This is a genomic window from Pantoea sp. EA-12, from assembly GCF_030053355.1.
In the GTDB taxonomy this organism is placed as follows: Bacteria; Pseudomonadota; Gammaproteobacteria; order Enterobacterales; family Enterobacteriaceae; genus Pantoea; species Pantoea vagans_C.
Map to the genome: position 1 here is coordinate 418665 of NZ_JASGBY010000001.1, position 20265 is coordinate 438929.

Annotated in this window: 19 protein-coding genes; 7 read left to right on the forward strand and 12 right to left on the reverse strand. The window is 55.0% G+C overall.

All coding sequences use genetic code 11. The features are described from left to right. Positions 1-96: 96 nt before the first annotated feature. The 5 genes from QMZ30_RS01955 to QMZ30_RS01975 are packed head-to-tail and all read right to left on the reverse strand — an operon-like array spanning position 97 to position 5130. Positions 97-1182, reverse strand: a complete 1086-nt coding sequence (locus QMZ30_RS01955; RefSeq protein ID WP_283226151.1) for an ABC transporter ATP-binding protein — start codon at positions 1180-1182, stop codon at positions 97-99. A gap of 3 nt (positions 1183-1185) precedes the next feature. After that, a complete protein-coding gene (locus QMZ30_RS01960) occupies positions 1186-2127 on the reverse strand; it encodes a carbohydrate kinase family protein (RefSeq protein WP_283226311.1) in 942 nt (313 codons plus the stop codon). Between the two features lie 8 nt (positions 2128-2135). Continuing rightward, positions 2136-2975 (reverse strand): carbohydrate ABC transporter permease, encoded by an 840-nt coding sequence (locus QMZ30_RS01965; protein ID WP_039332612.1) that lies wholly within the window; start codon positions 2973-2975, stop codon positions 2136-2138. Beyond that, positions 2965-3873, reverse strand: coding sequence for a carbohydrate ABC transporter permease (locus QMZ30_RS01970; RefSeq protein ID WP_283226152.1), 909 nt, complete (start codon positions 3871-3873; stop codon positions 2965-2967). The genes QMZ30_RS01965 and QMZ30_RS01970 overlap by 11 nt, the downstream gene beginning before the upstream one ends. A gap of 9 nt (positions 3874-3882) precedes the next feature. After that, complete coding sequence (locus tag QMZ30_RS01975) at positions 3883-5130, reverse strand: extracellular solute-binding protein (RefSeq protein ID WP_039332608.1); 1248 nt, start codon at positions 5128-5130, stop codon at positions 3883-3885. A 258-nt stretch (positions 5131-5388) separates the two neighbouring features. Between QMZ30_RS01975 and QMZ30_RS01980 the strand changes: the two genes are divergently transcribed. Beyond that, positions 5389-6558: an ROK family transcriptional regulator gene (locus tag QMZ30_RS01980; protein ID WP_283226153.1), complete on the forward strand. Its 1170-nt coding sequence runs from the start codon at positions 5389-5391 to the stop codon at positions 6556-6558. On the opposite strand, the gene QMZ30_RS01985 is transcribed toward QMZ30_RS01980, so the two are convergent. From QMZ30_RS01985 to QMZ30_RS01995, 3 genes are read right to left on the reverse strand one after another with little or no spacing between them, the layout of a single operon-like run. After that, a complete protein-coding gene (locus QMZ30_RS01985) occupies positions 6527-7267 on the reverse strand; it encodes a GNAT family N-acetyltransferase (protein WP_283226154.1) in 741 nt (246 codons plus the stop codon). The two genes, QMZ30_RS01980 and QMZ30_RS01985, sit on opposite strands and share 32 nt — an antisense overlap. A 60-nt stretch (positions 7268-7327) precedes the next feature. Further along, positions 7328-7702, reverse strand: coding sequence for a hypothetical protein (locus QMZ30_RS01990; RefSeq protein ID WP_283226155.1), 375 nt, complete (start codon positions 7700-7702; stop codon positions 7328-7330). Next, entirely contained in the window at positions 7662-7910 is a 249-nt protein-coding gene (locus QMZ30_RS01995) for a hypothetical protein (protein WP_283226156.1), read from the reverse strand. The genes QMZ30_RS01990 and QMZ30_RS01995 overlap by 41 nt, the downstream gene beginning before the upstream one ends. Before the next feature lie 568 nt (positions 7911-8478). On the opposite strand from QMZ30_RS01995, the gene QMZ30_RS02000 reads away from it, so the two are divergent. Then, complete coding sequence (locus QMZ30_RS02000; RefSeq protein ID WP_283226157.1) at positions 8479-8937, forward strand: acyltransferase; 459 nt, start codon at positions 8479-8481, stop codon at positions 8935-8937. Here the strand turns inward: QMZ30_RS02000 and QMZ30_RS02005 are convergent. From QMZ30_RS02005 to QMZ30_RS02015, 3 genes are read right to left on the reverse strand one after another with little or no spacing between them, the layout of a single operon-like run. Then, the gene (locus QMZ30_RS02005; RefSeq protein ID WP_283226158.1) at positions 8934-10724 is read right to left on the reverse strand and encodes an ABC transporter ATP-binding protein; all 1791 of its coding nucleotides are present in this window, start codon (positions 10722-10724) and stop codon (positions 8934-8936) included. The genes QMZ30_RS02000 and QMZ30_RS02005 overlap by 4 nt on opposite strands. Further along, positions 10721-12163, reverse strand: coding sequence for a M81 family metallopeptidase (locus tag QMZ30_RS02010; protein ID WP_283226159.1), 1443 nt, complete (start codon positions 12161-12163; stop codon positions 10721-10723). Before QMZ30_RS02010 ends, QMZ30_RS02005 begins: the two co-directional genes overlap by 4 nt. Before the next feature lie 10 nt (positions 12164-12173). After that, positions 12174-13307, reverse strand: a complete 1134-nt coding sequence (locus QMZ30_RS02015) for an ROK family transcriptional regulator (RefSeq protein WP_283226160.1) — start codon at positions 13305-13307, stop codon at positions 12174-12176. 201 nt (positions 13308-13508) lie between these two features. Here QMZ30_RS02015 and QMZ30_RS02020 point away from each other — a divergent pair, with 201 nt between their 5' ends. From QMZ30_RS02020 to QMZ30_RS02040, 5 genes are all read left to right on the forward strand, one after another. Then, positions 13509-15044 carry an ABC transporter substrate-binding protein gene (locus QMZ30_RS02020; protein ID WP_283226161.1) on the forward strand — a complete coding sequence of 512 codons (1536 nt, stop codon included), beginning with the start codon at positions 13509-13511 and terminating at the stop codon, positions 15042-15044. A gap of 3 nt (positions 15045-15047) precedes the next feature. Then, positions 15048-15968, forward strand: coding sequence for an ABC transporter permease (locus QMZ30_RS02025; protein WP_283226162.1), 921 nt, complete (start codon positions 15048-15050; stop codon positions 15966-15968). Further along, complete coding sequence (locus QMZ30_RS02030) at positions 15968-16834, forward strand: ABC transporter permease (protein WP_283226163.1); 867 nt, start codon at positions 15968-15970, stop codon at positions 16832-16834. Before QMZ30_RS02025 ends, QMZ30_RS02030 begins: the two co-directional genes overlap by 1 nt. Further along, positions 16831-17763, forward strand: a complete 933-nt coding sequence (locus QMZ30_RS02035; protein WP_283226164.1) for an ROK family protein — start codon at positions 16831-16833, stop codon at positions 17761-17763. Before QMZ30_RS02030 ends, QMZ30_RS02035 begins: the two co-directional genes overlap by 4 nt. Positions 17764-17981: 218 nt before the next feature. Further along, positions 17982-19217 (forward strand): MFS transporter, encoded by a 1236-nt coding sequence (locus QMZ30_RS02040; RefSeq protein ID WP_283226165.1) that lies wholly within the window; start codon positions 17982-17984, stop codon positions 19215-19217. 142 nt (positions 19218-19359) lie between these two features. On the opposite strand, the gene QMZ30_RS02045 is transcribed toward QMZ30_RS02040, so the two are convergent. Next, on the reverse strand, positions 19360-20241 hold the full coding sequence (locus tag QMZ30_RS02045; RefSeq protein ID WP_283226166.1) for a LysR family transcriptional regulator: 882 nt from the start codon (positions 20239-20241) through the stop codon (positions 19360-19362). Between the last annotated feature and the right edge of the window lie 24 nt (positions 20242-20265).

The following is a 20265-nucleotide window of genomic DNA, read 5'->3' on the forward strand; positions in this document are numbered from 1 at the left end:
TAAGGAATGAGTGCCTGCCACCATCGTTGTTATGCATCAAATTAAATATCTTTTTCGCCACCCAATTGGGTGGCTTTTTTATTTTTTAAATGGCTATCAGGCGATATCAGGTAATCGCAATCCGGTTTCGGCATCAAACAAGTGCATCTTTTCGGCTCTCAACCCAATACGAATCTGGTCGCCACTCACTGCCGCGTGGCGTCCGGCGATTTGCATATGCAGCGCATGTCCGTGCCACTCCAGGTGCAGCAGTGTCGATTCCCCTGTAATTTCAACCACTTTAACCGTGGCCAGCGCGCTGGTTTCGGCCTCAATCAGGTCGTGGGGACGCACGCCGAGCGTCACGTGAGCACCCTCGCGTTCACGTCCCGCTGCTTGCCAACGGGCAGGTAGCGGTTGCCACAAGTCTTGGCACTGCACGCCGCACACGCCATCACGCGTGATCAATTGGGCTGGTAACAGGTTCATTGGCGGGGAACCGATAAAGCGGGCGACGAAAGTGTCTGCTGGACGATCGTATATCGCCAGAGGCGCACCCTGTTGCACAATACGGCCCTCGCGCATCACCACAATCTGATCCGCCAGCGTCATCGCCTCCACCTGATCGTGGGTGACATACACCATGGTGGTTTTGAAACGCTGGTGCAGGGATTTGATCTCCGCACGCAGTTCCATGCGCAGTTGCGCATCAAGGTTAGAGAGCGGTTCATCGAACAAGAACACCTGCGGATTGCGCACCATGGCACGGCCCATGGCGACGCGTTGTCGCTGACCGCCAGACAGGGCGCGAGGATAGCGCTGCAACAGCTTATCAATGCCGAGAATTCCGGCGATGCGCTCGATTTTGCTCTGCTGCTCTTCGCGCTTTACTTTCTTGACCTGCATATGGAAGGCGAGGTTTTCCGCCACGGTAAGATGCGGATAGAGCGCATAGCTCTGAAACACCATGGCAATATCGCGGTCGGCGGGATCGCGATCGTTAATCTGGACTTTATCCATCAGGATCGCGCCATCCGACAGGCTCTCAAGCCCCGCCAGCAGGCGTAACAGGGTGGATTTACCACAGCCGGACGGACCGACCAGTACGGTAAAACTGCCGTCGGGAATAGTGAGGTCGAGCGGATGCAGAACCGATTGTTTTCCGTAGCGCTTGGCCACTTTAACGAGTTCAACACTGGCCATGATTTAGCGCTCCTGTGCAGAAAGTTGCAGTTGATGCCAGTCGGGATAGCGACGCGGCAGGGTACTGATTGCCAGTGATGCCACAGCGATGCCCCATTGCAAAGCGGTGGTGATGTCTTGCTGATGCAGTAGCGCGGTGAGAAATCCGGCATTAAAGCTGTCGCCCGCGCCGATGGTGTCCACTACTGTCACCGGACGTGCCAACTGGCTGATTTGCTGATCCGCTTGCCAGCAGCCCGCGCCTTGTGCGCCGCATTTCACCACGCAGCCACCTCGTCCGCTGAGTTGTTGCGTTAGCTGTTGAGCGCAGGTAGCAAGATCGTCCTGACCCACTAAGCCTAAGGTTTCGACCTCATTCAACAGCAGCCAGTCACACAGCGGTAGCCAGCGGGCACACTGCTCGCGCACGGTCTCCGTCCAGCCTTGCGGCGGCCAGCCAGTATCGACAGCGGTCAGATAACCGCGCTGCTGCAACTCACTTAGCAACTGCGGATACTCGTCATAAAGATGCAGACATAAGAAGGTGCCGCAAAGCAGCACGATATCACCTTCGGTTGCACGCAGCGGCAACTGGTCCAGCACATCGGCAGCGGTGAGTCGCACGATATGACCGAGGTTACTGAGAAACGAGCGCTCATGATCCGAGTGCGTGACGCCCACGGTGAGTGACGTTTCACAGCGATAGCGTTTCCAGTGTTCAGCGCTATGCGGAAAGTGACTCGCCAGCCAGGCGCTCAATCCGTCATCACCCTGGTTGGCTACCGCGCGATGACGTACCTTCATTGCTTCCAGCGCCAGTGCGCAGTTTCCCGCCGATCCGCCCGGGCGCAGTTCGCTGTGATTGAGCATCACTTCGGTGCCGCGCTGTGGCCAGCTGTCGAGCGTACCCATAATCAAATCGACATTAATATTGCCCACCACATACAGGGTGGCGGTGGAGTCCATGTTCGCGATCATCCTTTACTCCCGCCACTGGCCAGGCCGCTGACCAGCGTTTTCTGCAGCCAGATAGCAATAAATAAGGGGGGCACGGAGGCCAGAATACCGACAGCGGCGATTAATCCATCATCGGTGGCACGGCCAGCCGTAAAGCCTGCAATGGTGACCGGCAGAGTTTGCGCGGCGATATTGCTGGTGAACAGCAAGGCATAGAAAAACTCATCCCACGCTAACAGCCAGCCAAACAGCGCTGCAGCACCCAGCACCGGTTTTGCCAGCGGCAGCGTAATGCGCAACAGCACTTGCCAGACGCGCAGCCCATCTAACCTTGCTGCTTGCTCGATATCCTGCGGTAAGGTGTCGAACTGGTTTTTCAGCATCCAGGTGAGAAACGGCAGGATCAGCGAGCAGTACACGATGATCAAACCCGGTCGGGTGTTCAGCAGATCAAACTGCTGCAACAAGAAGTAGAGTGGCAGCACAAAAGCCACCGGCGGCACCATGTAAATGGCGAGTGAGGCGAACAGCCAACCATCACGACCGCGATAGCGAGAGAAGCTGAATGCGGCCGGGATAGCCAGCAGCAGGCAGATGATCGTTGCGCCAGTCGCCACCAGCAAACTGTTGCCCATGGCGTGCAGGAACAGCGCGCCAGGTTGACCCGGTTCAAGCGACATTAATCTGCCGTAACGGCTGAAATCCCACTGACGCGGTAGCCACTCCAGCGGTACACGCGTCAGATCGCTGGTGGCGCTGACGCTCATTAAAAACAGCCAGCCCATCGGTGCCAGTACGGAAATCGCTACCAGCAACGCGGCAGCGTACTTCGCGGTGCTGCGCAATTTAGCCTTCATACGCGCTCCCTTTGCGGCGCTGAAGCCACAGTAACAACATATACAGCGTGATCAGCACGGCACACAGCAACGTCATCAACATGGCGTAAGCCGCACCGCTGCCCGCGCGCAGATAGCTGAACGACTCCTGGTACACGTAAAAACTCAGGGTTTTGGTGCTGTCCACCGGGCCGCCACGTGTCATCACATAGATGATGTCGAAGATCTTGAAGGCATCGATGGTGCGCAATACCAGGGCCACGCTAAGAGGGCCGACAATTGCCGGTAACGTGATGGCGCGAAAACGCCGCCATGCCGATGCCCCATCCAGACGTGCCGCTTCAAACAGATCCTCCGGAATGGATTGCAATGCCGCCAGCACCAGCAGAGTGACCAGAGGATAGTTCTTCCAGATATCGGCAAACATCACGGCATTGAGCGCCGAATCGGGCGAGCCGAGCCAACTGCGATAGCCATCAATGATGCCAAGCTGGGTCAGCAGGGCGTTGATGCTGCCGTAATCGGGGTTGAAATTGAGACGCCACATCATGGCGTTAACAATGGTGGGCAGCGCCCATGGCAGGATCACCAGCACGCGCAGGACATTGCGGCCAGCAAATTTCTGGTTCAGTAGCAGCGCCACCAGCACGCCGAACACCCCTTCAAACGCCACCGACACTACGGTGAAGTAGAGCGTGCGCCACAGTGAGCTTTGGAAATCGGGATCGGTAAGGGCGAACAGATAGTTCTCCACGCCCACCCAGCCGGGGGCTTCACCGCTGCCGATTAAGGCGGCATCGGTGAAGCTGAGCCAGATGGTGCGCAGCAGCGGCCAGGCGGTGAGCAACAGCATCACCAGTAACATGGGTGCTAACAGCACCCATGCCTGCCGTTGTTCGCGTTGACGCAAACTCAGCATGCTCACTCCTTAACGCAGACGCGCCGCGCTTTTATCCACCGTCTGCATGGCGGCGTCCGGCGTGGCGCTGCCTACCAGTACTTGCTGCAACTGCTGCTGCAAGGTATTGGAGAGACGGGAATAATCGGCGGTTTCAGGACGCGACAACATCACGTTAAGCGATTTGTCAGCGGCGGCGATCAGGCTTTCCTGGTTTTTCAGCACCGCAGGGTCCTGATAGGAGCTTTTCCAGATCGGCAGGCTCAATGTGGCGTATTTGTTCTGCACCGGCTGAGAGGTCATGTAGCTGATGTACTGCCAGGCCTGATCAGGATGGGTACTGCCTTTAGCAATACCCAGGCCCATCGACCCGTTGACCGCACCAAATTTACCCGGTGCATCACCTGGCGCAGGGACAATACCGACCTGACCGGCCACTTTGCTCTGTTTTGGATCGTTAGCCATGTTGTACATGTAGGTCCAGTTCAGCGCGAAGGCCGCATCGCCGTTGGAGAACGCCTTACGCACATCCTCTTCCAGATATTCACGCGAAGCCGGGTTAGTCAGACCCTCATCCAGCGAACTTTTCATCAGCTTAACCGCCTGCAACGAGGCTGGAGAAGAGAAGTCGAGTTTGCCATTGTTGTAGAACTTGCCACCGAAGCCAGAGACCAGCGTGGTGTAGTCACACACCAGGGCTTCAGCCTGCGACCAACTCCAGACCAGTGGATATTTGACGATATTTTTCTGCTTGATGATGCGCGAGTCGTCGATCACCTGCTGCCAGGTTTGTGGCGGGGTGGTGATACCGGCTTTCTCCAGCATGGCTTTGTTGTAGTAGAGATATTTGGTATCGAGTATCCACGGCATGCCCAGAGTTTTACCGTTGAACACCACGGTGTTCATGGCACCGGGGAAGATCTGTGCTTTTTCATCCGCCGCGATGCGGCTGCTGACGTCTTGCAGCAGGTCGAACTTGGTGAATTCCGCTGGCCAGATGGCGTCAAACAGCACCACATCGTAGCCATTACCGCCTGCGCCACGCGCCGCCACAATCTTGTCATGCAGCGCTTCGTAAGGCACAAACTCCAGATTCACCTGTACGTCCGGATGGGCTTTCTGGAACTCCTGCGTCATGGCGCGGATATCATTTTCGCTGTACGCCGCCTGAGTCATGAACAGCGCATTAAGCGTGGTCGCTGCTGCCGCGTGACCGGCACTGGCGAGTAAAACCGCGATGGCACAGCCTTTCAATGTGGTCGAGAACCGGGTTTTCATAACATTTTCCGCCTTGATGCAAGAAGAGGGTGTTTAATTAAATCAATTTGATTGATTTAATAACGCGCACAGGTTGTCAGATTGCTGCGGCTGACATCGGTAAGCTTAAGCAAGTGACGTGCCAGGGCATAAATCGTGTTGCCGCTGCACACTACTTTGCACAGATTTTTGCCGCTGTCAGGTAAACAGGTTGTAAAATGTGCCGCCGATCATAGATATTGATGCGCGGTCAGTCGCGGGTGAGGAGAGGGAAGCAGGATGAAAACATCGGGAACCAATCTGGAACATGCACGCGCGCACAATCGACGCGTGATCATCGAAGCGATCCGCTTGCACGGCGAACTGACGCGGGCTGAGCTGGCCCGCCTGACTGCGCTCACCCCACAAACCGTGTCGAATATCGTCGCTGAACTTGAAGAGGCGGAACTGCTCTCTAGCCGACAACCGCGCAAGCAGGGGCGGGGACAACCCGCGATTCCCGTCACGCTGAATCCTGCCAGCGCCTTCTCCATCGGTATTCATCTGGATCACCAAACGCTGTTAATTGTGCTGATGGATCTCACCGGTGAAATTCACTTTCGTCGCCTTATACTGGTGCAAAAGCCCCAGCCCGATGCCACTTTAGCGCGCATTGCGGAAGTGCTGACCGAGATGAAAACCCAGTTGGGTGCCCGCTGGCAAAAAGTGCTGGGGATTGGCGTGGTGATGCCGGGCCCGTTTGGCGTAGAGGGCATCTCTTCGGTTGGGCCAACCACGCTGCACGGCTGGGAACAGGTGGATATTGAAGCGCGGCTGGGCGAACTGAGTCATTTGCCAGTGACGCTGGAGAACGATGCCACCGTCGCGGCGATCGGCGAGCGCTTTCATGGCGTGGCGCGTCAACTGAATTCCTTTATCTATCTCTATATTGGTACCGGCTTGGGCGCGGGTATTCTGATGGATGGTCATGTTTACAGCGGTCATGCACATAACGCCGGTGAAATCGGTCACGTGGTGGTGGAACCGGGCGGACGCGAATGCTATTGCGGCAATCAGGGGTGTCTGGAGCGCTATGTCTCCTTACAGGCCGCCTATGAGTTTTGTGGTCTGGACCCGATGACCGCACTGCCGGAAGATTTACTGCAGGTCGATGCGGCGCTGTTCGATCGCTGGATCGATACCATGCTGACGCCACTGCGTCAGGCTATCAATATGCTGGAGTGCATTTTTGATGCGGAGAGCGTGATAATCGGCGGCATGATGCCAGCGGCACTGCTGGATAAGATCATCCAACGCTTGCCACCGCTTTATCAGTCGGTGCGCGGGCGCTATTTGACCGGGTCACGTTTGAAAATCGGCATGACCGGCAGTGACACCGCCGCACTTGGCGCGGCGGCGCTGCCGATTTTTGACGAGTTTAACCCGCAGTTTCAGGTGTTGATGAAGTAGTAGAGGCGCACTTGCCCGAAAATGCACGCAACTTACTCTGTTCGCGCCCGTTGTCATCAATGTTTGCAGGCGACAACCATGCTTTTAATGCGCGCTCAACCTGTGGCCATTCACTGTCTATCATCGAAAGCCAGTCGGTATCGCGATTGCGCTGTTTGCGTGTCATCGCCTGACGAAAACGCCCTTCAAAAGTAAAGCCAAGACGTTCTGCTGCGCGACGAGAGGCAAGGTTGGTGGAATCGCATCGCCATGCCACGCGGCGATAGCCCAGTTGAAACGCCTGCTGAAGCAGCAGAAAGATCGCCTCACTGCCCAGCACGTTGCGCTGCATCAAGGGTGACCAGGTGACATGGCCAATTTCAATCGCACCGTTTTGTCCGTCAATATTGGCGAAACACACGGCACCCACCGCCTGCTGGCTACGATGATCGATCACCGCATAGCTGACCAATCCACCGTCATGGCATTTGACGTTGATCCACGCTTGCATCTCAGCCAGTGATGTCGGCTTGGTTGCGCCCAACCACGTCCAGTCACGATCGTCTGGTGCCAGGGAGAAGGCGCTAAACAGGGCTGGGGCATGGGAGATATGAAGCGGTGCCAGAGTACAAAATCGCCCTTTCAGCGTCTCGGCAGGCGGAACGTCCAGCGGCTGCCAGTCCGGCAGGGCAAATCCCACTGGCTGACCGTATTGATTCAGTTGCGTCATCGTCTCTCCTTGGCGTGGTTATTGAAGGTCAGGATCAGAGATAAGCATATGATGAATTAATCAGTTTATAACCAGAAAATTGTCGGGCGATTTAAAATCCTTTTTACGCATGACCGTAATGACATTTTGTACAACCCATAATTTACCTAATTGGCGGTCATGAGTGATAGCGCAGGGAAAATGCAAGTGTGTTTTATTGCATTTTAATACAAAACGCGTTCCTTCCTCGTAATCTAAAATAGTGGTGAGATGGCGCTCAATGAATGATTGAAAAACTTTATTCAGTTCATTCAAGGTAATAGGTGGATTAATTCGCGGGTCATTTAAGCGTTCAAATGCTGCATGGAAAGTAAAATGAATTCTGGCGCAGTCCTCAGCGAGGATGTCATTGATATCAGCTTGTAAATCGAGAAGTTGTTGTTCCGTGATGGTCATAATGCTGTGCAGCAATCTCGCTCAGTTTCCTATTGAGCTCTTCATTTGATAAGGCATGAACAGTGGCGATGTGGGTGCTAAAACTTAACGTTCCCATTCTGACATCGAACTCTTCATTATCAAATGAATCGACAAAGACAGCGTTACCGCTTTCAGCATCAAAAAACGAGGCGTAATTCTGTTCTATTTGCATGTCAAATTTAAACATACAGACTCCCAATCAAAAAAATGCTCTTCGATTATAGATGACGGAAATTGCACCTTCTATTGAAATTTAACGGCAAGCCAATAAAAAAATCTGTGGTCATCTTATCACCCGCTGAAGCATGTGCAATAGAAAATGAGTTGATCTATAAAAATAATATGATTTTAAATCAATGTGTTACATCATCTCGCAATAGGGTTTGAAGGCTAGAACATGAAATGATGTAAATCGCTTTTTCTGACTTTTAGGAGGTTAGCCGTGACTCGTAATCGCTTCCTGCGCGTTGTATAAGAAAGTCATGGCTCATTCTTAAATCGTGTAACCTTTATAGGATGTTGCGCCGAAATTAGCGAACTTATATAACAGGTTTATGAGGTGATTACTATAGTAATCAATAGATTGCCGTACCAGTAGCGGCGCAATTTATTGCGTGTAAAGTAAAGGCAATACGGCTATAAAAATCGCGCGACAATGCGGCTTCAAATACGCGCGATAAATCGCGCCGCTACGATAATGGTGGATGGATATTGCAGGGTGCGCATTGAAGCGCACCAGTTAGAAAGGAGCAAGAATGCAGGCGAATTTACGCGAAGCAGCAGTCAAAAACGTTGAAATAGGCAGTAACGTGACCATCTACCAGCCTAGCAATATCTATGGCTGTACTCTGCATGATGACGTGTTTATCGGTCCGTTTGTTGAAATCCAGCCACATACGGTGATTGGCCGTGGTAGCAAGGTGCAATCGCACACGTTTGTTTGTGAGTACGTCACGATCGGGGAAAACTGCTTTATCGGCCACGGTGTGATGTTCGCCAACGACATGTTTCGCGACGGCAAACCCAACGCTGACAGCGCCAGTTGGGGTCGCATCCGTATCGGGAATGACGTGTCGATTGGCAGTGGCGCGACCATACTGGCCGTGACCATCTGCGACGGCGCGGTGATCGGGGCTGGCAGTGTGGTGACCAAAGATATTACCCAGAAAGGCGTTTACGCCGGAAACCCGGCGCGTCTATTACGTCTGCTCTAACTCTCCATCACCCAATGGCCCGCGCTCACTTCGCGATACCGTCGCGCTTCGGGCACAAATCCCAGCGGACGCACCGGGCTTTTCAGTTCACTGACGTCGAGATGGCGTTTGAGATGGCGGCGTGAGGGATCGGGCAAAGGTACCGATGACAGCAGCTTACGCGTGTAATCATGCTGTGGATTTTCAAAGATGGCGGCGCGCGGGCCAATCTCGACGATCTCACCTAATAGCATTACCGCCACGCGATGGCTAATGCGTTCAACCACCGCCATATCGTGCGAAATAAACAGATACGACAGACCCAGACTGCTTTGCAGGTCCAGTAGCAGATTGATGATCTGCGCTTTGACTGTGACATCTAAGGCCGAGACGGACTCATCGGCGATGATCATTTTAGGGTCGAGCATCAAAGCCCGCGCGATACAGATACGCTGGCGCTGACCGCCGGAAAATTCATGAGGGTAGCGTTTCATCATCGCAGACGATAAACCCACACGCTCCATCAACTCAGCGGCCTTTTGCTGCGCGGCCTGTTTGCTGCCGAGTTGGTGCTGGAGGAACGGCTCAGTCAGCGCTTCCAGCACCGACATACGCGGATTAAGGCTGGCAAACGGATCCTGGAAAATCATCTGCATTGAACAGCGTAGTTGGCGCAGTTCCTGATGCGATAAATTCAACACGTCATAACCGTCGAAAGCGACTTCACCCGCATCCGACTTCACCAGGCGGGTGAGGGAGCGCCCGGTAGTGGATTTGCCACAGCCGGACTCACCCACCAGAGACAGCGTTTCGCCGGGCATCAGGTCAAACGAGATGTTTTCCACCGCGTGCACCGCGCCGGTTTTGCGGCTGAACAGCCCTTCATGGATGCTGAAACGGGTACTGAGATTTTTGACCGACAGCAACGGTTGCGAAGCGTCGGGGTGTGCGACCTGTGGCGCACTAACATCACCTTTAAACACGAACTTCTGTGGACCCGCGATGCCACGCATTGCGCCGAGCTGCGGCACAGTGGCGATTAACGTACGGGTATAGTCCGCAGCGGGGGCGGAGAAAATATCCGCTGTGCTGCCGGTTTCCATCACATCGCCCTGGTACATCACCAGCGTGCGATCTGCCACTTCCGCCACCACGCCCATATCATGAGTGATAAACAGCACGGCGGTGCCTTCTTCCTCTTGCAACGTTTTAATCAGGTCGAGAATCTGCCCCTGAATGGTGACATCCAGCGCGGTGGTGGGTTCATCGGCAATCAGCAGTTTGGGCCGTAACGCCAGCGCCATCGCAATCATCACACGCTGGCGCATCCCGCCTGAAAAATGATGTGGATAATCTTCAAAGCGTTTGGCCGCATTGGGAATACGCACTTTTTCCAGCAGGCGGATGGTTTCTTCACGCGCCGCGCGTTTACTGATATTGCGATGGTTAATCAGCGCTTCGGCAATTTGATTGCCGATAGTGAAAGAGGGATTAAGGCTGGTCATCGGCTCCTGAAAAATCATCGCCACCGCATTGCCGCGAATGTCCCGCATCGCTTTTTCACTTAGACTCAACAGGTCTACGCCGTTCAGCAGCACTTTGCCGGTCACGCGCGCGTGGCGCATATTCAGCAAGCGCATGATCGCCATTGAGGTGACGCTTTTTCCTGAGCCGGATTCTCCAACTATCGCCAGTGTCTCACCGGCGTTGATGGTCAGTGAAACGTTCCTAACCACCTCGCGCCAGCGATCGTCGTGACGAAAGGCAACGGTGAGGTTTTCTACCTGCAATACCGGTTGCTGACTCATTTTGCCGCCACAAAGCGAGCCGAGCGGGTGCTGACTGGCAGGAAGTCGAAGTCGGTATCAAACGGGTAGGCGGGTTGCAGTTTACGTTTACGCTCCAGACGCTCCACGTACTGATCGACCACACCTTCTGACAGTGCCATCAGGTTCGGATTGGCCAGCGGGGCTAACTCGGGTGACAGATAACCCGATTTCACCACCACAATTTTGGCCTGAGCGGGATGCAGACCCAGCAGTTCAAAATCAGCAATATTGTGGTAAGGACGACGACGATCGGCCACCACTACCGTGATATCGCCGGTTTTCAGCAGCGCCTGTTTCGCCAGCGAGCGGGGATCGTCACTCAACAACAACACTTCAAATTCCGCACTGACTTTACCGCCAGCGGGATCGAGAGTGGCGCCCACCGTCAGGTGCAGTTTTGCCCCGACTCCGGCAGCAAAAGCCGCTTCGGTAGCCGGTTTATCAGTGATGCCTGCGACGATCACGCCTTGTGCACCCTGGCGCATCAGCTCCGCCAGCATATTAGCGCGATCGCCCACGCCGCCTCCGGTTGGGTTATCACCCGAATCAGCGAGGATCACGGGCGCAGTTTCACTGGCTATCGCCATCGCGACGCACTCTTCAGTGCTGCCTGTCACACAACCGAAGCAGAATTCATCACGCGCTTGCCAGTAAGCCAGTGCCAGCTTTGCTGCCTGCTCCGAGAGCACATCGGCGTCGGTGCCGGTCATGATCGCGGCAGCCGTGGCGCGAGGCTCATCGGCCCAGACATATCCCACCATCAGTGACGCATCCCAGATGTGTTCCAGGTCGTTGATGCCCGGCAAGCGCGCATACAGACTTTTTGCCGGCTCGTCTTCGGTACTGGTACGTTCACCCGGCAGCACCACCGGAATCGGTGCCCATACCACGCCCGGTTTGACGCCGGTTTGCAGGCTTTTCATCAGCATCGATACCGAACGGCGCATGGTCTCTTCCACATCAATGTGCGGGGCAGTGCGATAGGTGGAGAACATGTCGATGGCATCGATGATGCGCTGCGTGACGTTGCCGTGCAGATCATAGCTCACGGTGATAGGGCAATCTGGCCCCACCAACTCACGCGTGGCGCTGATCCAGTCACCTTCGGCATCTTCCATACCTTCAACATACACCGCACCGTGCATAGCGAGATACACACCGTCAACCGGCAGATGGGCCTGCAGGCGGGTTAAGAAATCTTGTTTGAAATCATCGTAGGTGATGCGGGCAACGGGACCACCGGCGATGGCGCGCGCATGAAAGGTCGGCAGAAACTCCGCTTCGTAATCCTGCAAAAAGGCAAAGTACGGATTGGTCAGCAGATCCTGACCGCGCACGATGCGGAAGTCGTCGGCATAGTTCAGCACCGGGTTATACGTACTGCACTCCGTATGAATGCCACCAAAAGCAATGCGCATACAGCCTCCGCTAGTCAGGTAATTGAATGATAAATCGATATGCCGCCACGCTGGCCGCTGCACGCGCCCAGCTCTCGGTGTGAATTTCGATGGTAGAAATCGGTGTCTTGCCCATCATGGATGGCAGCACGTGGCTGTCTATTGATTGCATCACCACGGTTTTCAGCAGGCCGTCGAAAGCCCGAGGTTGATGAGCGATGACAATCAGCTCCGGATCGTTCATCTGGATGATATTGGCGATGGCGAGGCCCAGCGCATGTCCTGCCTGGTGCAAAATGCTGATCGCCGCGCTGTTGCCTTTCACCGCCAGGGTTTCCAGCGCCGCAAGGGTGTGCGCGTCCAGCGACTTCTCCCGCGCGCTTTCGCGAATAGCGGTGAGCGAGGCGAGGGTGTCGAGGCAACCGCGTTTGCCGCAGCGGCAAGGGCGACCACCAGGTTCAATGGTGCAGTGGGCAATTTCACCCGCGCCGCCGTGTGCGCCGCGATGCAACTGGCCCTGGAAAAAGTGGGCCGATCCAATGCCATCACCGTGCGAAATCAGGGTGAAGTTACGGGCTTTTTTCGCCACGCCAAAAATTTTCTCGCTGACAGCCAGTGCTTTGGCATCGTTCTCCAGCGATACCTCGAGACCCGTTTGCTGTTTTAGCATCTCAGCCAGCGGCACGTCCTTCCAGCCAAGCAGGGCGGACTGCACGCAAACAGCCTGATTTTCATCCACAAAGCCAGACAGCGTCACGCCCAAGCCAATTAACTGGTCGGCTGAAATTCCTTGCTGTTTTATCAAGCCTGGAATGGCCGCAGCCAGGGCAGCACTCAACTGTTGCGGATCAGGATTGAGTGCCATTTGGGTGCTGGCCAACACCAAGCCGTGCATGTCGATCAGCACCAACACAACCTGTTCACCCAGCAACGAGGCACCGAGGAAATAGGCGCTGTCAGCACGCATTTTAAGTAATACAGAAGGACGCCCCTGACCGTTTGATTCTGGAATGCTCTCCTCCAGTAATCCGGCATTCAGCATCTCTTTAACCAGCGTGCTAATGGCGGCTTTGCTCAATTTCATGTTTTCCGCAATAGCGGTGCGGCTTAAGCCGTGTGAGGCAATAAGCAGGCGCAGAATTTGTTGCTGGTGGGCATTGAGCATTCAGGTTCTCACTGCAATAGCGATATGCCCTGACAATAATAAGGCTGAAAAACAAATTCAACGTTATTTAGTTAATTTTCTGAACGTAGATCTAACTATAAGTAAAATATATGAACCAGCATCTTGGCTTTTGTTTAGAGAATGTGCCTTATATAGCGAGGTTATTTCACCGAACGTTTCAATGATTCATTGAGGGCCTTCATGGAAAGCACACTTAAGCATTTCAAGGTACTGACGCTGGCCGGTTGTATTGTGGCGTCGATGATGAGTTCCGCCGCACTGGCGAGTCAGTTGGTTATCATGCAGAACGAGCCTCCTCGCAGCATGGACCCCGGCAACCAAACGGCGACCTTCACCGGCACGGTACTGGACCCGATGTACGAAGGCCTGACGCGTCTGGGTGATGACGGAAAAATTATTCCCGCACTGGCACTGTCGTGGAGCGCGGACAGCAGTGGATTGCACTGGACCTTTAAGCTGCGTCCTAACGTGAAATTCCATGATGGCACGCCGTTTAATGCCGATGCGGTGGTGGAAAACTTCCAGCGTCACTTAGACACCAAACGCGGACTGGCGGGCAGCGGCAAAATCCGCACCTTTATTCAGGACGTGAAGAAAACCGATGATTTAACCGTTGAATTCCAGCTGAAGAAAATTAATCCGGCGTTTTTAACCGTGCTGGCATCCGGCCCTGGTTTAATGGTTAGCCCAACCGCCGATAAAGCGGGCAGCATCAACAATAAAGCTGACGGAACCGGGCCTTATAAGTTGGTGCAATATAAATCCGGTGAATACGTGCTGGAGCAGAAGAACAGCGATTATTGGGGCAAATCCAGCGGGCCTGATGAAATTAAATGGACGTGGAGCAGTGAGCCTTCGGTTATGAACATGGCGCTGCAGTCAGGTCAGGTGGATATTATTAACCCGGTGCCGCCGCAATTTGCCGGGATGTTGAAAAACAATCCCAACGTGAATTTAAAACAGTCACCGGGAGCGGCGGTGTTCTGGGTGGATCTCAATACGCAGAGCAAAGCGCTGAGTGATGTGCGCGTGCGCCAGGCCCTTAACCTGGCAACCGACCAGACGGCGTTGGTGAAGGCGATTATGTTTGGTTATGCGCAACCGGCCAACTCCGCACTGGCACCCGTGGATGCCAACTACGACAAGAGTTTGCATGATTACCCGTATGATGTGCAGAAAGCCAAAGATCTGCTGAAAGCGGCAGGCTATGCCGATGGCTTTAGCATGTCGATTGCGGTGCAGGCACCGGATGCGCGTACCGCACAGGTGTTGCAGGGGATGTGGAGTAAAATCGGTGTAAAACTCAACGTGCGCCAGATGGAAAGCGGCGTCTGGACCAAAGCCGCCTTTGCGGACGCCAAAGAGAAAGCCCAGCAGGGTACCGATGCGGTGCTGGCTTCATGGTCATCGGGTCTGTATGGCTCTGACTTGCAGCTGCGCCCGCTCTATCACAGCGCCAGCTTTGCGCCAGGCGGGGCGAATCTGGGCTTCTTCAGCGACAAGAAAACCGATGATTTAATCGATACCGCAGCCTCTACCCTTGACGATGCCAAACGCAAAGATCTCTACTTACAGGCACAGAAACAGATCAGCGGATTAGCGCCGCAGGTGTTGCTGTTCTATCAGGACGATCTCTACGCCTCGCGTAAAAATATCAGCGGCGTCACTATGCAGCCCGGCGGACAGATTGTGGTTCGCGATGCGGTGAAGAACTGATCGATGAAAGCGTACGTTGCGAAGAAGGTGCTCTCGCTGCCGCTGATTATTTTCGGCGTCTCGATCATCGTGTTCATCGCCATCCGCGCGTTGCCGGGCGATCCGGCACGCCTGATGGCGGGGCCGGAAGCGCCGCAGGAAGCGGTAGACAATATGCGCCTCCGATTGGGGCTGGATCAGCCACTGCCGCTGCAATATGTCAAGTTCGCCACCGATGCTCTGCATGGCAATCTGGGTGAATCCTTACAGTCTCAGCGTCCGGTGATCACTGAAATCAGCGAACGACTGCCTTACACCCTATCGCTGGCGGCGCTGGCGTATTTGCTGGCGATTGCCATTGGTGTGCCCGCAGGGATGACCGGTGCTATTTATCGCCAACGCATTCCCGATCAAATCGTCATGGTGCTCACCATCGCCGGGGCCTCCATCGCCAACTTCTGGCTGGCGCTGTTAGCGATGAACTATTTTGCGGTGGAGTTGGGTTGGCTGCCGCTGTTAGGGGCGGACTCATGGAAAAACTACGTGATGCCCACCGTCACGCTGGCGATTTTGCCGATGGCGATGATTGCCCGCATGACGCGCTCCAGCATGCTGGATGTGCTGAGTCAGGACTACATTCGCACCGCCAAGGCCAAAGGATTACCTTCCGCCAGCATTCACTGGAAACACGCATTGCGTAATGCGCTGATCCCGATCGTTACGATTGTGGCGCTCAACTTCGGCAGCCTGATTGGCGGCGCGGTGGTGACGGAATCGGTGTTTAATTGGCCCGGTATTGGCCGTCTGCTGGTGGATTCGGTGAAATACCGTGACTATCCAGTGATTCAGGGCGTCACGCTGGTAGCGGTGACGGGCGTGGTGCTGATGAATTTGCTGGGTGAAATCCTGATTGGTCTGCTCAATCCAAAAATAAGGTTCGACTGATGAACGGCCTCGATACTTCGGTGCTGCCGGCGCGTTCGCGTCCCCGTCAAATGCTGCGCTTTCTGCTGAGTAACCCATCGATCGCCATCGGTGGCGGGCTGGTGTTGTTGGTGGTGTTGGCCGCCGTACTGGCACCGTTGCTGACGCATTGGGATCCGGTGGAGCAGGATTTGCTGAACACCTTGCAAGCTCCTTCCGCCGCACACTGGTTTGGTACCGATGATTACGGTCGGGACATCTTCTCCCGCGTGATTTACGGCGCGCGCATTACATTATTTGAAGTCTGCCTGAGCGTGGCGATCTCAATGGTGATCGGCATTCCGCTCGGTATCATCTCCGGGTTGGCGGGACGTAAAATCGATGCGCTGGTGATGTGGGTGATGGATATTATTTTCGCTTTTCCCGGTATCGTGCTGGCGATTCTGATCGTGAGTGTGCTCGGCGAAGGGTTGGCCAATATGTTAATCGCGATTTCATTGTTCTCGATTCCGGTGTACGCCCGTCTCAGTCGTAACCTGACGCTCGGCCTGAAAAATATGGAATACATTGAGGCGGCGCACATGCTGGGCGTGCGCTATCCACGCATCATCACCCATTACATCTTACGGAACTCGATTGGCCCGTTGATTGTGCAATCGACGCTGACGGCGGGTGCGGTGGTGCTGTCGGCGGCCAGTTTGTCTTTTCTGGGGTTAGGGGTGCAACCGCCGATGCCAGAGTGGGGCACCATGATGAGCGATGGGCGTAACTTTCTTGGCCTGAATATTTACGTGTCGCTGTTCCCCGGACTGGCGATATTGATTACGGTGCTGGGCTTTAATGTGCTGGGCGATGGTCTGCGCGATGTGATGGATAAACGTTTATGAGTACAATACCGGCAGTGATCTGCCTCGACCTCGGCGGTTCGTTCGTCAAGCTGGGCGTGATGGATGCGCAGCAGCAGTTAACGATACTCGATCAGCAAAAAATTCCCGCGCACAGTTGGTCAGATTTTACCGCGCTGATTGTTCGCATGATCGATCAACATCAAGCGCATTTCTGCACCGATTCTCCACTGGCGATCTCCACCGCGGGCATTGTGGCACCTGACACAGGTGAAATATTTGCCAGCAATATTCCGGCTTTCCATCAGCGTAACCTCAGTCAATCGCTTGGCGATTCGTTACAACGTAACGTGATTGTACACAATGATGCCGACTGTTTTACTTTTGCCGAAGCGCTGGCAGGCGTGGGCAAAGGGCACAAAGTGGTGTTTGGTGCCATTCTTGGTTCCGGGGTGGGCGGTGGATTGGTGGCCGATGGGCGCATTATTACCGGACAGAATGGCCTGACCGGTGAGTGGGGCCATGGCCCCATTACTCTGACGGAGGTGGAAATCGCAGGTGAAACCCTCCGTTTGCCGCGCCAGACCTGCCCGTGCGGGCAAAAAGGCTGTCTTGACAGTTATGGCGGTGCGCGTGGACTGGAGAATTTGCATCGTACATTGCATCAGTTGAATGCCAGCAGCATTGATATCATCACGGGTTGGCAGCAGCAGGAAGCTCAGTCAGTGCGTACGATTCAGGTGTGGTTGCAACTGGTGAGCCAGCCGCTGGCGTACACCATTAATATCACCGGCGCATCGCTGGTGGCGGTGGGTGGTGGGTTGGCTTCAGTGACGCCGCTGATCAATGCGCTGAATGAGCAAGTGCAGCGCTATGTGCTGCGCAGTACGCAGCACCCGTTGGTGGTGCCGGGTGTGTTTGCCCATCATGGCGGGATGATGGGAGCGGCGTTGTTGGCCCAGCAACGATAAACGCCTGATGCGCATAAAGGTGCACCCTACGTAAAACGGTATCCTTTCATGTAGGGGCATCATTTATGGTGACCGCAAAGAATTAATTAGCCGCCACATAATTGTCTGTCATTCAATTCACCCCTAAATCAGTTATCATATGCCGCTAAATCCTTTCAGTCTGACGATGGCGTGGCCACGATCTGTACTGAATTCTTCACCTGCGTTTCTGGAAAAACATGTCATCTGTTCAACCCCCACTTAATCAGCTGCCGGACGAGGCATCGCTGCCGCGCGCCAGCGTGCTGAAAGCGCTGTTTGCGCTCGGCACCGGTGGCTTTGCCATTGGTACCGGCGAGTTTGTCATTATGGGCTTGCTGCCTGATGCAGCTAAAGGGCTCAACGTTTCGATTCCTTCAGCGGGCCATCTGATCAGTATTTACGCGCTGGGCGTGGTGATTGGTGCGCCGCTGTTAGCCATACTCGGCGCGCGTGCTTCACGCCGTAACTTCCTGATGACATTGATGGGCCTGTTTGCGGCAGGTAATTTGCTGAGTTCCATCGCGCCGGGTTACTACTCAATGCTGCTGGCGCGTTTCCTCGCCGGTTTCCCGCATGGCACCTTTTTCGGTGTCGCCGCATTGGTAGCCGCCGGATTAGTTGAGCGCAAAAAGCGCGCGCAGGCGGTGTCGATGGTGCTGTTTGGGTTGACCATCGCCAACCTGCTCGGCGTGCCTGCGGTGACCGCGATTGGTCAGATATTCGGTTGGCGCGAAGCCTTTGCGATTGTCGGGGTGCTGGCGCTGTTGACGTTGGTACTGGTCGGGATGTGGGTGCCGAATGTCGCCGGTGACAAACTGGCCAGCCCGCTGCGAGAGCTTTCCGCACTGACGCGTAAGCAGGTGCTGTTAACGCTGGCGATTGGTGCCATCGGCAGTGGTGGCCTGTTCTCGGTATTCAGCTACGTCAAGCCAACGCTGACCGAACTGGCGCAAATGCCGGTTAGCTGGATCCCGGCGGTACTGGCGCTGTTTGGTTTCGGTATGATCATCGGCAACGTGGTGGGCGGAAAACTGGCCGATCGCGGTCTGGAGAAAACCATTCGTCTGGTGCTGATCTGGTCGGTACTGGTGCTGAGTGCTTTCGTGTTCACCGCACACTATGCGTTTGCGGGTTCGCTTAACGTGATGCTGGTAGGCACCATGGTCGCGCTGGCAAGCGTGCTGCAAATCCGTTTGATGGATGTGGCGGGCGATGCGCAAACCATGGCGGCAGCGCTCAACCACTCGGCGTTTAACCTGGCAAACGCCCTGGGGGCGTGGCTCGGTGGCGTGACCATCTCTGCTGGTCTCGGTTGGCAATCCACCGGTTGGGTCGGTGCGATCCTCGCGGTGTTTGGTTTGCTGATCCACGGCATTGCGGTACGCGATGCGCGCAAGAAGTCGATCACTTTTGCGCACGAAAGCGGCATCTAACCTGGTGCGCATAAATGCACACCCTACGGTTTAATCCGCCGTAGGGTGCCATTAATGGCGCCTCAAATGCCATTAATGCACATAAATATGCATCCATGGGGTCTAATCCGTTGTAGGGGTGCCATTTATGGCGCCCTGGTTTTCAGGCCCCCGCCAGCTTTTCCTGCAAAAATGCCATAAACACCCGGTTCACTTCGCTGCGTTGTCGATGCTGCGGATAGAGCGCATTCAGGTTTAGCGACGCGGGTTGCCACGCATCGAGAACTGTCATCAATTCACCGCGGGCTATGGCCGGCGCGACAATAAACTCGGGCAGCAAAATCAATCCCAGTCCCGCCACAGCCGCATCGCGCAGCATCTCTCCGTTATTACTGACCATTGGCCCCTGTACCGCCATCACTTTACGTTGGTCGCCGTTAAACACCTCCCAACCGGTCTGGCTTTCGCGCCCATAGCGCAGGCAGGCGTGCTGCAACAGATCCTCGGGTTCACGCGGTGCGCCCGCGCCCTGAATATAAGACGGGCTGCCACAAATTACGCGACGGAACACCCCCAAACGTTTAGCGATCAGGCTGGAATCGGGCAGGGTGCCAATTCGAATCGCCATGTCGAAGCCTTCACCCACCATATCGACATAGCGGTCGGCCAACTCCACCTGGAACTGTAATCCCGGATGTTGGCTGAGGAATTCGGCGATAAAGGGTGACAAATGGCTGATGCCAAAAGACATCGGTACGCTAAGACGAAAACAGCCCTGTAATACCTGCTGCCGCCCGGAAACGGCCTGCTCGGCTTCCTGTACATCATCCAGAATACGCTGCGCGTGCTGGGCAAAGATCTGGCCGTTATCCGTCACGGATAATTTGCGCGTATTGCGATTCAGCAAGCGGGCACCAAGTGACTCCTCTAATGCCGCAATGCGGCGGCTGACATATTGCTTCGACAGCATTAACTGTTCGGCGGCGGCGGTGAAGTTGCCGGCCTGAATCACGGCAACATAAATACGGAGATCTTCTATCTGCATATTGTCCACTCAAATGTGACAGTC

Excerpts from the sequence above, each read along its gene's own strand:
- QMZ30_RS01955 (WP_283226151.1), bottom strand. The coding sequence starts at position 1,182 with ATGGCCAGTGTTGAACTCGTTAAAGTGGCCAAGCGCTACGGAAAACAA.
- QMZ30_RS01960 (WP_283226311.1), bottom strand. The coding sequence starts at position 2,127 with ATGGACTCCACCGCCACCCTGTATGTGGTGGGCAATATTAATGTCGAT.
- QMZ30_RS01965 (WP_039332612.1), bottom strand. The coding sequence starts at position 2,975 with ATGAAGGCTAAATTGCGCAGCACCGCGAAGTACGCTGCCGCGTTGCTG.
- QMZ30_RS01970 (WP_283226152.1), bottom strand. The coding sequence starts at position 3,873 with ATGCTGAGTTTGCGTCAACGCGAACAACGGCAGGCATGGGTGCTGTTA.
- QMZ30_RS01975 (WP_039332608.1), bottom strand. The coding sequence starts at position 5,130 with ATGAAAACCCGGTTCTCGACCACATTGAAAGGCTGTGCCATCGCGGTT.
- QMZ30_RS01980 (WP_283226153.1), top strand. The coding sequence starts at position 5,389 with ATGAAAACATCGGGAACCAATCTGGAACATGCACGCGCGCACAATCGA.
- QMZ30_RS01985 (WP_283226154.1), bottom strand. The coding sequence starts at position 7,267 with ATGACGCAACTGAATCAATACGGTCAGCCAGTGGGATTTGCCCTGCCG.
- QMZ30_RS01990 (WP_283226155.1), bottom strand. The coding sequence starts at position 7,702 with ATGACCATCACGGAACAACAACTTCTCGATTTACAAGCTGATATCAAT.
- QMZ30_RS01995 (WP_283226156.1), bottom strand. The coding sequence starts at position 7,910 with ATGTTTAAATTTGACATGCAAATAGAACAGAATTACGCCTCGTTTTTT.
- QMZ30_RS02000 (WP_283226157.1), top strand. The coding sequence starts at position 8,479 with ATGCAGGCGAATTTACGCGAAGCAGCAGTCAAAAACGTTGAAATAGGC.
- QMZ30_RS02005 (WP_283226158.1), bottom strand. The coding sequence starts at position 10,724 with ATGAGTCAGCAACCGGTATTGCAGGTAGAAAACCTCACCGTTGCCTTT.
- QMZ30_RS02010 (WP_283226159.1), bottom strand. The coding sequence starts at position 12,163 with ATGCGCATTGCTTTTGGTGGCATTCATACGGAGTGCAGTACGTATAAC.
- QMZ30_RS02015 (WP_283226160.1), bottom strand. The coding sequence starts at position 13,307 with ATGCTCAATGCCCACCAGCAACAAATTCTGCGCCTGCTTATTGCCTCA.
- QMZ30_RS02020 (WP_283226161.1), top strand. The coding sequence starts at position 13,509 with ATGGAAAGCACACTTAAGCATTTCAAGGTACTGACGCTGGCCGGTTGT.
- QMZ30_RS02025 (WP_283226162.1), top strand. The coding sequence starts at position 15,048 with ATGAAAGCGTACGTTGCGAAGAAGGTGCTCTCGCTGCCGCTGATTATT.
- QMZ30_RS02030 (WP_283226163.1), top strand. The coding sequence starts at position 15,968 with ATGAACGGCCTCGATACTTCGGTGCTGCCGGCGCGTTCGCGTCCCCGT.
- QMZ30_RS02035 (WP_283226164.1), top strand. The coding sequence starts at position 16,831 with ATGAGTACAATACCGGCAGTGATCTGCCTCGACCTCGGCGGTTCGTTC.
- QMZ30_RS02040 (WP_283226165.1), top strand. The coding sequence starts at position 17,982 with ATGTCATCTGTTCAACCCCCACTTAATCAGCTGCCGGACGAGGCATCG.
- QMZ30_RS02045 (WP_283226166.1), bottom strand. The coding sequence starts at position 20,241 with ATGCAGATAGAAGATCTCCGTATTTATGTTGCCGTGATTCAGGCCGGC.